The following is a 14,246-nucleotide window of genomic DNA, read 5'->3' as shown; positions in this document are numbered from 1 at the left end:
AACGATTCCAAATAAAAGAGGCTGCCTAAAAAGGGCAGCCTCAAAGAAAAACTATTACATATTGATGGACCATACAGAATATCCATTAGGAGGACATTGTATTTTTACCCATTTGTCAGCTTGTGTTGTTGGGAACCAGCCAGAGTTACCGGTAAAATCTTTAATTTGTGCATTGGCCCAGTTGGTTTGTATCCAGCGCTCTTGCCAGGTTGAAGAGTTATTGATGTAAACGACTAATCCTGGATTGCCATTGTATCCGTTTCTTCTTGCTATGTATTCATCATTATCTGTGTATAAAATAGAAGTGTTACCGGTTGCTTTGTTGTTGTGAATCCAAATTAGATTATTCAATTTGGTTTTATTTAGCCACTCTTCATAATCACGGTAAAAAATTGTTGGATATCCTTCGTGTGTTAATATGTACGCGTATGCTAATTCTTTTTTCCAAATTTCATCAGTGTCATGATTCGCAACAAATGTAACCGCTTTGTATGGATTTCTTTTCCACATCATATCATCGTTGAGTACGTTTAGGTTATTGCCATCAAAAGCATCATTCATTTTATAATAGCAAGCAAAGTCAAACACAGAACTATTGGCGTTATTTGCCCAGTCATTGAGTATATTTACATTAGAATCCCAAAGTTCACCTACAGAGAATCCGCCTACATTGGTATTCCAATCTTTAATAACCCAAGCGCCAAAACCTTTTACGTAATCAAATCTCCAGCCGTCAAATTTCATCGTGTTTTTATAAAATTTACCTACACCATCAGCTCTTTTCCAGAGCCAGTCTTGAACATTTGGAGTAACGTGAGCTAGGTCAGGAAATCCTCCAAATAAACCTTCATCATTATTTCCGTAGGCATTTTTATAAAAATCAGCACTTGTTCGTTTAAACTTACCAGAGGCAACACCTGTAAAATTAGTATATGTTTGTGTTCCTGTAAATGGATTGCTCTCTAGTTGCCCGCCACTGTTGTGATTGAGAACCATATCTGCATACACTTGCATGTTTTCGGCATGAACCTTTGTTATTAAACTTTCTAGTTCGGTTTTAGAACCAAAACGCGTTTCAACAGTTCCGTTTTGATTAAAATTACCAAAATCAAAATAATCAGTTGGATCATATCCCATAGAAAACGCTCCGTTTTGAGCTTTTGAAACAGGTGGTAACCAAATTGAACCAATACCTACATTTGACCAAGCTGTTATTTTTGAATTGACTACATTCCACCACGTTCCACCTGCGGGCACATCCCAGTAGAAGGCTTGCATCATGACACCTCCACCCGGATTTGCAACATATCTTCCAGTGGAAATATTCGTTTGTTTTCCTGTGCTAAACGGACGTCCATCATGTTTAGTGACTTGAATAATTTTAAACTGAGATGCTTGTTCTATAGAGTCTTTTTGTAGTTCATCTGATGTAGAACAAGCATTTAAACTTAAAAAAAGTGACGCGATGGCACAGGTTTTTAATACATTTTTTTTCATAATCATTTAGGTTAATTGGTTTTAGTTCATGTTAGATTTTGGGATGAATTCTTGCTGATAGTGTTAATTTATAATAATAGAATAGGGTTTGGTAAATAAGTTCTTATTGAGTATATGTAAATTATAAAGCCAATATATAATGGTATTTATAATTTATTGTGCTTTTATATTTTAAATTGATAACAATAGCTAATTTATAAATTAAATGATTTGAAGGTGATTTACTTGTTTTTATTTTGTTTCGAAAACGATGTAGTGTTTACAACTTTGTATTTTAGACTTAAAAAAATGAGAATTTTAAGATTTAATTCGGAGTTTAATTTTAAATAGTATTAATCCAGTTTTATAATTTTATGAGTAGATATTCAAAACAAAATATTTGAAATAGGATTTTTGTTTTTGAAATAGAATTAAGATGTACTTATTGTATGTTAGTGATAACTCATGAAATGAGCTCTAATTTCACTATTTTTTTGCGCTATAATTTTTTGTTAATAGTAGCAGGTATACTTGTATAATGTAATTGAATTGTTATTTTTGTTCGTTTTTAAAATTTTAAGATAACAACTTTTGATTTGATGTAGTAAATATTTCAATTTTAGAATGTTATAATTAGAATTGGGACACCTGAAAAGGTTTCATTTTGAAAATCTTAATTTTAAAGACAATATCATTAAAAGTAAATTAAAATAATGCCAATAAATTCAATACCAATGAAGTCCAATAATAATAGAATTACACTTACTGTTTTGTTCTTAATGTTTATGAGTGTAGTTGTAAATGCACAAGAAATTATTAAGGATTCTGTAATAGCTCCCGTAAAAAAAGTAAAGTCAACTGGCAAACAAAAAGTTGACGGTGTTGTAGCTACTGTTGGGGATTATATTATTTTAGACTCAGATATAGATAAAACGTATTTAGAGATACAAGCTGGAGGTGGTAATACTTCAGAGTACGATCGTTGTCAAATGCTTGGAAAGCTTCTAGAAGACAAGTTGTATGCGCATCAAGCTGTTCAAGATAGTATTATAGTTACAGATACAGAAGTGAAAGGAATGATGGAAGAACGATTGAATTACATGATAGACAAAATTGGGTCTATGGAAAAAGTAGTTCAATATTATAAAAAAGATTCTGAAGAAGAATTTAGAACTTATTTTGCTGATATCTTAAAGGAGGGAAAACTTACTTCGGAAATGCAAAAAAAGATTATTGATGCTGTAGAAATTACTCCAGAAGAAGTAAGAAATTATTTTAAACAAATACCAGCGGCTGATTTGCCATTTTTTGGTGTGGAACTCGAGGTAGCACAAATTGTGGTTAAGCCAAAAGTTTCTGCAGAAGACAAACAAAAAGTCATTGACAAACTCAATGGGTTTAAAAAAGAAGTAGAAGAAGGTGCTAGTTTTTCAACAAAGGCAGTTTTGTACACTCAAGATCCTGGATCTAGGTCAAATGGAGGGTATTATAAAATGAATCGTAAAACTCCTTTTGTAAAAGAATTTAAAGAAGTTGCTTTTAGTTTAGCCGAGGGAGAAATCTCTGCTCCTTTTGAAACGGAATTTGGATATCACATTATTCTTGTCGAAAAGATTAAAGGTCAAGAAGTAGAGTTGCGTCATATATTATTAGCACCAACAGTTACAGATGCATCTTTAGCTGAGGCCAAAGAGAAAATTCAATTAATAAAAAAGAGAATAGAGGATAAAGATATCACATTTGCAGAAGCTGCCAGAACTTTATCTGATGAAAAAGAAACTCGAGCAAATGGCGGTGCTTTAATCAATCCACAAACACAAGATACCCGTTTTGAGTTGACTAAAATGGATCCTTCTTTTTACAGCCAAGTTTCAAATTTAAAAGAAAATGAAGTTTCTGCGCCTATCTTAGATCAAAGTGAAGAAGGTAAAAAGAGCTTTAAAATTATTACGGTAACCAATAGAATTGATGAGCATACAGCAGATTATGCTAAGGATTACATTAAAATAAAGGATTTAGCGTTAAAGCAAAAACGAATTACTGAAATAGGAAAATGGTTTGACGAGAAAATCAAAGAGACCTACATCAAGATTCAGGGGGAATATAGAGATTGTAAATTCACGAACAATTGGTTAAAAAAATAGACTTATTTTTAGGGTTTAAAACTTAAAAAATTTCTGTAAATAAATAAAAAGAGTTAGTTTTATGCTTGCATAAACTAGCTCTTTTTTAATTTAAAAAATATATACATGTCAGATGTTGCAGCAATACATAATTTGGTTCAAAAACGAAATGAACTAAAAAAAGAAATCGCAAAAATTATTGTAGGACAAGATGCTGTTGTCGATCAAATATTACTTTGTATTTTTTCAGGTGGACACGCTTTATTGGTGGGTGTTCCTGGATTAGCAAAAACACTTATGGTAAACACTTTGGCGCAAGCTTTAGGTTTAGAGTTTAAAAGAATACAGTTTACACCAGATTTAATGCCATCGGATATTTTAGGAAGTGAAATTTTAGATGAAAGCAGACAATTCAAATTCATAAAAGGACCTATTTTTTCGAATATAGTTTTGGCTGATGAAATCAATAGAACGCCTCCCAAAACGCAAGCAGCTTTGCTTGAGGCTATGCAAGAAAGATCTGTTACTATTGCTGGAAACAATTATAAATTGAATTTACCCTATTTTGTATTGGCAACTCAAAACCCAATTGAGCAAGAAGGAACCTATCCTTTACCCGAAGCGCAACTGGATCGTTTTATGTTTGCTATAAAACTTGAATATCCAAGTTTTGAAGAGGAAGTACAAGTGGTAAAGCAAACTACTTCAAATGAGAAAGTAGTTGTAAATTCGTTATTTACAGCACAAGAGATCATTGATTTTCAAGAATTGATTCGCAGAATTCCTGTTGCGGATAATGTTATAGAATACGCGGTGCGCTTGGTGAGTAAAACGCGTCCAGATAATTCTTTGTCAAATGAATTTGTGAAAAATTATTTAGATTGGGGAGCAGGACCTAGAGCCTCTCAAAATTTAATTTTGGCTGCCAAAGCCAATGCGGCTTTTAATGGAAAATTTTCTCCAGACATAGAAGATGTTCAAGCCGTGGCAACCGGAATTTTGAGACACCGAATCATTAAAAATTACAAAGCAGATGCCGAGGGAATAACTGAAGAAATGATTATCGAAAAGCTATTATAACGTTGTAGTTAGCTTATTTAGAAAGGTTCTTTGTTGTAAAAGCAGCAAAGAACCTTTTTTTATTTTGGTCTAAATTCACGGATTGCTAAAAATGGCTTTTTTAAATACCAAATAAATAAAATTTTATTAAAATTTTGAATTATCTGCATTGGATGTGGTTTTTTATATGGTTTTAGCAATAATAATTTTTAAAAACGGGACTTATATTAAATTTTTTTAAATCTCAGCTTTAATTCTTAAATTTGCTAAACTAAATAACATTTAATTCTTATGTCTCTATTTGCAATAAATTTTTAGCATTATAGAACAGTAATATATCACACTTATGAGTACTTATAACGATTACATTAATGAGATTGAAGAGCGTAAAGGTCAAGGTCTTCACCCAAAACCAATCGATTCAGCAGAATTGCTAATCGAAATCGTAGCACAAATTAAAGATACAAATAACCCAAATAGAGAAGATTCTCTTAAGTTTTTTATCTACAATACCTTACCAGGAACTACAAGTGCTGCTACTGAAAAAGCAAAATTTTTAAAGGAAATTATTCTTGGTGAAGAAGTAGTAAATGAAATTACTCCTGCTTTTGCTTTTGAATTATTATCGCACATGAAAGGTGGTCCTTCAATTGAAGTGTTACTAGATTTAGCTTTGGGAAATGATGTAGCAATTGCCAAAGAAGCTGCTAAAGTTCTTAAAACTCAAGTATATCTTTACGATGCCGATATGGATCGTTTAAAAGCTGCATTTGAAAGTAATAATGAAGTAGCTAGAGAAATTTTAGAAAGTTATGCTCAAGCAGAATTTTTCACAAAACTTCCAGAAGTAGCTGAAGAAATAAAAGTAGTAACGTTTATAGCAGGTGAAGGAGATATTTCTACAGATTTATTGTCACCAGGTAACCAAGCACACTCACGTTCAGATCGTGAATTGCACGGTAAATGTATGATTACGCCTCAAGCACAAGATGAAATCAAAGCCTTGCAAGCACAACATCCAGACAAATCTGTAATGCTAATTGCAGAAAGAGGTACAATGGGTGTAGGTTCATCTCGTATGTCAGGTGTAAATAACGTGGCGCTTTGGACAGGAAAACAAGCAAGTCCATACGTGCCATTCGTAAACTTTATGCCAATCGTTGCGGGAACAAACGGAATTTCTCCAATTTTCCTAACTACAGTTGATGTAACGGGTGGAATTGGTTTAGATTTGAAAAACTGGGTAAAAAAGACAGATGCAAACGGAGAAGTTGTTCGTAATGAAAGTGGTGATCCAGTTTTAGAAGAAACCTATTCTGTAGCAACAGGAACGGTTCTTACTATTAATACAAAATCAAAAAAATTATATAACGGAGACCAAGAATTAATTGACATTTCTAAAGCTTTCACGCCTCAGAAAATGGAATTCATCAAAGCTGGTGGTTCTTATGCGATTGTTTTCGGTAAAAAAATTCAAACTTTTGCAGCAAAAACTTTAGGAATTGAAGCGCCTCTAGTTTATGCGCCTTCAAAAGAAGTTTCAATAGAAGGACAAGGACTTACTGCTGTTGAAAAAATCTTCAATAGAAATGCTGTAGGAACAATTTCTAAAAAAGCATTACACGCGGGTTCTGATGTTCGTGTAGAAGTTAATATCGTTGGTTCTCAAGATACAACGGGATTAATGACGGCTCAAGAATTAGAGTCTATGGCAGCAACAGTGATTTCTCCAATAGTTGATGGTGCTTACCAATCGGGTTGTCATACTGCTTCAGTTTGGGATAAAAAAGCGCAAGCCAACATTCCAAAATTAATGAAATTCATGAACGATTTTGGTTTGATTACCGCTCGTGATCCTAAAGGTCAATACCATGCAATGACAGACGTAATTCATAAGGTTCTTAATGATATTGTAATTGACGATTGGGCAATTATTATTGGTGGTGATTCACATACTCGTATGTCAAAAGGAGTAGCATTCGGTGCCGATTCTGGAACAGTTGCTTTAGCTCTTGCAACAGGAGAAGCTTCTATGCCTATACCTGAATCTGTAAAGGTAACTTTCAAAGGTCAAATGGCTAGTTACATGGATTTCCGTGATGTAGTTCACGCTACTCAAGCGCAAATGTTACAAAAATTTGGAGGAGAAAATGTTTTCCAAGGAAGAATTATTGAAGTGCATTTAGGAACGCTTACAGCCGATCAAGCCTTTACATTTACAGATTGGACTGCTGAAATGAAAGCCAAAGCTTCGATTTGTATTTCGGAAGATGATACTTTAGTGGAATCTTTGGAAATTGCAAAAGGAAGAATCCAGATCATGATTGATAAAGGAATGGATAACAAAACGCAGGTTCTTCAAGGATTAATCAACAAAGCAAATAAGAGAATTGCTGAGATTAAATCAGGTGATAAACCAGCTTTAACTCCAGATGCCAATGCTAAATATTATGCAGAAGTGGAGGTAGATTTGGATGTGATTAACGAACCAATGATTGCTGATCCAGATGTAAACAACAAAGACGTTTCTAAAAGATATACTCACGATACCATTCGTCCACTTTCATTTTACGGAGGGGATAAAAAAGTAGATTTAGGATTCATAGGTTCTTGTATGGTGCATAAAGGGGATATGAAAATATTAGCTCAAATGCTTAAAAACGTGGAAGCACAAAATGGTAAAGTAGAATTTAAAGCACCATTAGTAGTAGCGCCACCAACCTATAACATCGTAGATGAGTTAAAAGCAGAAGGTGATTGGGAAGTTCTACAAAAATATTCTGGTTTCGAGTTTGACGATAATGCTCCAAAAGGTGCTGCACGTACTGAATACGAAAACATGTTGTATTTAGAGCGCCCAGGGTGTAATCTATGTATGGGTAACCAAGAAAAAGCTTCAAAAGGAGATACGGTTATGGCAACATCTACTCGTTTGTTCCAAGGTAGAGTTGTAGAAGATACAGCTGAGAAAAAAGGAGAGTCACTACTTTCTTCTACACCAGTAGTTGTATTGTCAACAATATTAGGAAGAACTCCAACTATTGAAGAGTATAAAATTGCAGTTCAAGGAATTAATTTAACCAAATTTGCACCTTCAAATAAGCAATCTGTATTTTAAAGAGATACGTTAAAATTTTTATAAAAAGCTCGGGTTTAGGTACTCGAGCTTTTTTTTGTGTAATAGCTGTCTTAATTTTTTGTAAATTGTAATATTGTTCAACAATACTTAAATAGAAATTATGGCCTTTGATATAGAAATGATAAAAAGAGTGTACAGCAACATGGCAGATCGTGTTGATACAGCACGAAAAGTTGTAGGTAGACCACTAACATTAAGCGAGAAAATCTTGTACAATCACCTTTGGGAAGGCAAGCTTAACCAAGCTTTTACTCGTGGGGTTGATTATGTTGATTTTGCACCAGATAGAGTTGCTTGTCAAGATGCTACAGCACAAATGGCCTTATTGCAATTTATGCATGCGGGTAAAAAAACGGTAGCCGTACCCACTACAGTTCATTGTGATCACCTAATTTTGGCAAAAAACGGAGCTCAATCCGATTTGGCTGTAGCCAATACACAATCCAAAGAAGTTTTTGATTTCCTTTCTTCGGTTTCTGATAAATATGGAATCGGGTTCTGGAAACCAGGTTCAGGAATTATTCATCAAATCGTTTTAGAAAATTATGCTTTTCCTGGAGGTTTGATGATTGGGACTGATTCACATACCGTTAATGCGGGTGGTTTAGGAATGCTCGCCATTGGTGTTGGTGGTGCTGATGCTGTTGATGTGATGTCTGGAATGTCTTGGGAATTAAAATTTCCAAAATTAATTGGAGTTAAATTAACGGGTAAGTTATCTGGATGGACTGCTCCAAAAGACGTTATTTTAAAAGTAGCTGATATCCTTACTGTAAAAGGTGGAACAGGAGCTATTGTTGAATATTTTGGAGAAGGAGCAACTTCAATGTCATGTACTGGTAAAGGGACTATTTGCAACATGGGTGCAGAGATAGGAGCAACAACGTCTACATTTGGTTATGATGAATCCATGCGTAGGTATTTAGCAGCAACGGGCAGACAAGATGTAGTAGATGCGGCAGACCATGTAGCAGCATATTTAACCGCAGATCCTGAGGTTTATGCAGATCCTGAAACGTATTTCGACCAAGTAATTGAAATCAATCTTTCTGAATTAGAGCCACATATTAATGGACCTTTCACGCCTGATAGAGGAACACCAGTATCTCAAATGAAAGCAGAAGCTGCTGCAAACGGTTGGCCAATTAAAGTAGAATGGGGTTTGATAGGGTCTTGTACCAACTCATCTTATGAAGATATGGCACGAGCTGCATCAATTGTAAACCAAGCAGTGGAATTAGGGATTACTCCGAAAGCTGAATTCGGAATCAATCCAGGATCGGAACAAATTAGATATACCATTGAAAGAGATGGAATTATTGCCACTTTTGAAAAAATGGGAACCAAAGTATTTACCAATGCATGCGGTCCATGCATCGGGCAATGGGATAGAGCAGGAGCGGATAAAGAAGAAAAAAATACCATTGTACATTCGTTTAATCGAAACTTTTCGAAAAGAGCTGATGGAAATCCCAACACGCATGCTTTTGTAACTTCCCCAGAAATGGTTGCGGCTCTGGCTATTTCGGGACGTTTGGATTTTAATCCGATTACAGATACCTTGATTAATGATAAAGGTGAAGAGGTGAAATTAACGGCTCCTTATGGTGATGAATTGCCTCAAAAAGGTTTTGCAGTAGAAGACAATGGATTTCAAGTGCCAGCTGAAGATGGTTCTGGAGTTCAAATTTTAGTTAGTGAAACGTCTGATAGGCTGCAACTTTTAGCTCCATTTGAAGCTTGGGATCGAAAAAATATTACAGGAGCAAAGTTATTGATAAAAGCATTTGGCAAGTGTACCACAGATCACATATCTATGGCTGGTCCTTGGTTGCGTTTTAGAGGCCATTTAGATAACATTTCTAACAATATGTTAATTGGTGCAGTTAATGCGTTTAATCAAAAAACAAATGCCGTAAAAAATCAAGTAACACGTGAATATGACGCTGTTCCTGCGGTGGCAAGGGCTTACAAAGCTGCTGGGATTCCGTCAATAGTTGTGGGAGATCACAATTATGGTGAAGGATCTTCAAGAGAGCATGCGGCTATGGAACCTCGATTTTTAGGGGTGAAAGCCGTACTTGTTAAATCGTTTGCACGCATACATGAAACGAATTTAAAAAAACAAGGTATGCTAGCTTTGACTTTTGCTAATGAAAATGATTATGATAGAATTCAAGAAGACGATACCATTAATTTTCTTGACTTAATATCATTTGCACCTGCAAAACCACTCACACTAGAGTTTGTTCACTCAGATGGTAGCAGTGATCGAATTCTTGTAAATCATACTTATAATGAAAGTCAAATTGGTTGGTTTGAGGCAGGATCAGCTTTAAATTTAATTGCTGCAGCAAGTAATTTATAAACAGATTTTACATCATTTAAAACTCTCAAAGCTGTTTTGAGAGTTTTTTTTGTGATATAAATTACTTGAGTTGACTTCTAAAGTAAGAATAGTAATAAATATCAGGTAGGCTAGTTGCTTTAATTTTTCTAAAGAATTCGTTAAAATGGATTTTTTCAACGTTAAAGTTCTAAAAAAGGGTGTGTTTTTTGATTAAATCAATTAAATTAGCTTTTTTGAAATAATTAAATAAAAATTTAATTCATTTTCAGAAATTTTTGAATTTAATGCAATACTAATCCCAATCGCTAATATTTAGATTGGAAAAACTCTTTCAGACAAAGAGATTAGGGTAATTGCATTTTTATATTGTTTAGAAATGAAAAGTTTTTTTACATCATTTTTTTAAGCTATTAGCTAAGAACCAAATCACGCTCTGTATGTTTTTTAAAGAGCAGCAAACAAATAAATATGAATTTACGATTACTAACAGCTTTATTTTTTCTAAATAGTATTGCTATTTTCTCGCAAGAGCGAGTCATAAAACATACTATCGTAAAAGGAGAAACCGTATCCAGTATTGCTGATAAATATGAAGTGAAGCAAAGTGAAATTATAAAGTTAAATCCAAGTGCAAAAAAATTATTAAAACTGAATTCAGTTTTAGTAATACCGCAAGAATCTAAGAATAAAAGTGTATCCAAAAGTAATTCGATCTTAAGTCAAAAAACAAAAGATCATGAAGTACAAGCCAAAGAAACGTTATACGGTATTGCAAAACAATACGGAATTGCATTTAAAGTACTTAAGGAATTGAATCCCACTCTCGGAGAATCTGAATTAAGAATAGGTCAAAAAATTAATATTCCTGAAAATGCATTTTTATCTAGTAAAATAGAATCGGATGTTGTAAATCGCACCGAAAGTGGTGAAAGCGAAGATCAAAATGAAGTTAAAAGCACTTTTACAAGAGCAGTTTTACCAAAAGAGACAAAGTATTCTATCACACGAAAATACGGTATTACAATCAAAGAATTTGACAAAGCAAATCCTGAAATAGGCGTAAAAGCATTGCGGGCGGGTCAAATGATAACAATCCCGGGCACAGAGGTTGTATCACAAAGTCAAACTATCCCTCTTGAAGAAACTAGTAAAACAATTGTTGCAGAAAGTCCCAAAAATGAAAATTTGGAAACAATACCAGCTACAAGTAGCGTAGTAGAAAAAGTAACAGATAATTCAGCTAGAATTATTCAGCCTAATACTGCTGCAGGAACATTAAATTCTAGTTCCCAATCTATAGTAAGAGAGGTTTTACCTAAGGAAACTAAGTATGCTATAGCCAAACAATATGGTATCACTGTTCAAGAATTAGAGAAACAAAATCCTACAATAAAAAACGGACTTCTTGTGGGGGATAAACTTTCTATTATTTCACCAATAACTTCAAATACTGTACTTGAAACAGCTGGAGATATAAAAATAACTGATGCTGCTATAGAAAGTAAAAAAATTGACTTTAATACCTCCGTTAAACCATCATTTAATCACGATTTTTTAGACCAGTTGATTTCTAGAGCCTCAGAAAATATAGGAACTCGATACCGAAGCGGAGGCACCGGCAAAGAGGGCTTTGATTGTTCTGGATTGATGTGTTCCACTTTTGGTTCTTTTGACATAAAACTACCCCGAACTTCTAGAGAACAATCTGCGGTGGGCACTAAGATTAGTACAGATGAAGCTCAAAAAGGAGACTTAATTTTTTTCAAAACTAATGGTAGAGGCCAGATTAATCACGTAGGAATGGTTGTTGAGGTTTGTGAGGGAGAAATAAAATTTATCCATTCATCAACAAGTAACGGAGTAATCATATCTTCAACCAAGGAAAAGTATTATGAAAAAAACTTTTCCCAAATCAATAGAGTGCTACAATAATTCCCGTTAAAAATTAAAAATATTTATATTCAAAACGTCCCACAATTGGGGCGTTTTTTTTGTTTTAAAGTTTAATTTCTCCTTCATTACCACTTACATAATTTGTTCCTGTTACAACGGATGCCGCCATTTTTAGAAAATTAATCATTTTATTTCCGTCAGTGTCCCAGAAATAAGCACTGCTTGGTTTTACTTTGATAAGCGAAATATTCGGGTCGTTTTTACCTTCTTTAAACCAAATATTTACAACAGGAGACCAAAGTTCTTCGATTTTTTCTTGATTGGTAATTATTGATGCTTCACCATTAACAACCATGTAACTTCCTTTTCCGGGATGTGCAAAAAATAATTGAACACTAGAATCTTGCTCAATTTCTTTGTTTTTATCACTATTTTTTTCGCTGAAGAACCAAATGTTTCCTTGCTCACATACGTGTACCGCTCCCATTGGTCTAGTGGTTGCTCCATCATTCGTTTTGAGATTGGTGCAAAAAAGACAGGTGTTAATTTCTGCAACTAGGCTTTTAAGTTTATCTATTCCTTCTATTGTATATTCATTTGCTTGATCACTCATAATCCTAAGTTTTATTTAGACTGTTAGACTCTGTAAATTCTTTTACAAAGTTGGGATATAAAACAGTAAAAAGGATTATACAATTCAGAGTAAAAGTTTCATTTTTCACGTATCCTAAATGTGGAATTGTTTTATTCCATCTGCGGGAACCGTACTCTTTTTAAGTATTCTTGGAAGGTCTTATTGGAAGCTGTTTAGTAAACTGATCATTATTGATTAAAGCTTCAGAATTAGGGTTTTATATACCAAGAAAACTCCTTAATACGCTTGGTCAGGATTGTGATTTCTGATAGCTTCAATACATTTTGTAAACATCAAATAATCGATCCAGATCTTTAACTGAAACTGTCATATAATCTAACATCAGAGTTAAAGTTTCTGGATTTTACGACGAAATTGTTGCCATACAAAGCAATGCAAATAGGATGGGTAGTAGAAATTTGTTCTTAAGTTGGTACAACTAGGTTAAGTATTTTAATCATTGTACGGTTTCAATATTTCTACCTCTAAGGATATTTTTATAAATAGGATGTGATTAATTATTGTTTAAGCAATACGTTATTTATTGTTTCAATCCAGTCTTTTGTGGTACCTATGTTTGTGTTGATTCCTATGCTTTTGTTGTGATAAGGCTTGTAGATATCAATGTTTGGCCTTGAAAACAAACCTACTGTAGGAGTTAAACCGGCGCTTGCTAAATGCATAATGCCACTATCAGCTCCTATAAAAAGTTTTGTATTTGCAACTACAGCAGCTATTTCTCTCACATCTTTGCTGTAAAATGAAGTTGCCTTAAAATTGATTTGTGACACATTTTCAACGGGTAAAATTTCTAAGATATTGTAATCAGAAAATTCTACTTTTAGACTAGCATAAAATTCTTCCCACCACGTTGTAGAGTAGCATTTGTCAGCCGTAGCATAGGTAAAAATACAAATGGTTTCTTTGTCATTTGGTACTAAAGCATCAACAGCATTCTTACCTTGTAGCAATTCCGCTGCTGTCAGTTTGATGTCTAATGGAGGCAAAGCTGCATGATTCTCGGGGAAACCTAATTTAGTTAGAAAACTTCGGAATTCATAGATAGGAAACTTTGCAATATGATCGTAATCAGGGTATTTCATTCGGAGTATTTCGTCTTCTTCTCCAAAAAATTTATATTTCGCATTTGCAAATTGTGCTGATAACCTACCAGAAGAGGAGTTTTTATCCACATTTATTACAATATCATATTTTTCACTTTTGATTTTTACCCATACTTTAAAATAAGCAACAAGATCTTTAAAAGGCTTTTTGGGTAATTCTATGATATTATTGATGTTGTCATAGTTTTGAAAAACAATTGGCGCCAAGCCACCTTTTACAAACAAATCTATCTTACAATCTGGAAAAGTGTTGGTGACATCCTGAACAAGCGGAGTAATAAGTAGTAAGTTACCAAGCCTGTGATTGGGTCTAGAAATTAAAACTTTTTTAATTGTTATTTTTTGAGAAGGATCTATTGCGAAGTTGCTAGCTGAGTTACCAATATTTTTTGTAAGTCCACGAGTTATAGCTCGGCGCAGCACATTGATTTTTGTTAGAAGGCTCATG

At 34.0% G+C, this 14,246-nt stretch carries 8 protein-coding genes; 5 read left to right on the top strand and 3 right to left on the bottom strand.

Annotated elements, in window-relative coordinates:
* Nucleotides 1–54 precede the first annotated feature (54 nt).
* The gene (locus K5V07_RS11780; protein WP_221917630.1) at nt 55–1,497 is read right to left on the bottom strand and encodes an alpha-amylase; all 1,443 of its coding nucleotides are present in this window, start codon (nt 1,495–1,497) and stop codon (nt 55–57) included.
* A 713-nt stretch (nt 1,498–2,210) separates the two neighbouring features.
* On the opposite strand from K5V07_RS11780, the gene K5V07_RS11775 reads away from it, so the two are divergent.
* From K5V07_RS11775 to K5V07_RS11755, 5 genes are all read left to right on the top strand, one after another.
* Nucleotides 2,211–3,620 (top strand): peptidylprolyl isomerase, encoded by a 1,410-nt coding sequence (locus K5V07_RS11775; protein ID WP_370632488.1) that lies wholly within the window; start codon nt 2,211–2,213, stop codon nt 3,618–3,620.
* A gap of 105 nt (nt 3,621–3,725) precedes the next feature.
* Nucleotides 3,726–4,679, top strand: a complete 954-nt coding sequence (locus K5V07_RS11770; protein ID WP_144889102.1) for a MoxR family ATPase — start codon at nt 3,726–3,728, stop codon at nt 4,677–4,679.
* Between the two features lie 325 nt (nt 4,680–5,004).
* Nucleotides 5,005–7,776 (top strand): bifunctional aconitate hydratase 2/2-methylisocitrate dehydratase, encoded by a 2,772-nt coding sequence (locus tag K5V07_RS11765; protein ID WP_221917628.1) that lies wholly within the window; start codon nt 5,005–5,007, stop codon nt 7,774–7,776.
* A gap of 121 nt (nt 7,777–7,897) precedes the next feature.
* The gene (locus K5V07_RS11760; protein ID WP_221917627.1) at nt 7,898–10,165 is read left to right on the top strand and encodes an aconitate hydratase; all 2,268 of its coding nucleotides are present in this window, start codon (nt 7,898–7,900) and stop codon (nt 10,163–10,165) included.
* Between the two features lie 450 nt (nt 10,166–10,615).
* Nucleotides 10,616–12,079, top strand: coding sequence for a peptidoglycan endopeptidase (locus K5V07_RS11755; protein ID WP_221917626.1), 1,464 nt, complete (start codon nt 10,616–10,618; stop codon nt 12,077–12,079).
* 64 nt (nt 12,080–12,143) lie between these two features.
* Here K5V07_RS11755 and K5V07_RS11750 read toward each other — a convergent pair whose 3' ends face one another.
* A complete protein-coding gene (locus tag K5V07_RS11750) occupies nt 12,144–12,653 on the bottom strand; it encodes a pyridoxamine 5'-phosphate oxidase family protein (protein WP_221917625.1) in 510 nt (169 codons plus the stop codon).
* A 539-nt stretch (nt 12,654–13,192) separates the two neighbouring features.
* Entirely contained in the window at nt 13,193–14,245 is a 1,053-nt protein-coding gene (locus K5V07_RS11745; RefSeq protein WP_221917624.1) for a glycosyltransferase family 9 protein, read from the bottom strand.
* Nucleotide 14,246 lies beyond the last annotated feature (1 nt).

It is taken from the genome of Flavobacterium sp. CHNK8 (assembly GCF_019774515.1).
Classification (GTDB): Bacteria; Bacteroidota; Bacteroidia; order Flavobacteriales; family Flavobacteriaceae; genus Flavobacterium; species Flavobacterium tiangeerense.
The sequence above is the reverse complement of the archived record's forward strand: the minus strand, read 5'-3'. Positions and strand labels throughout refer to the sequence as shown.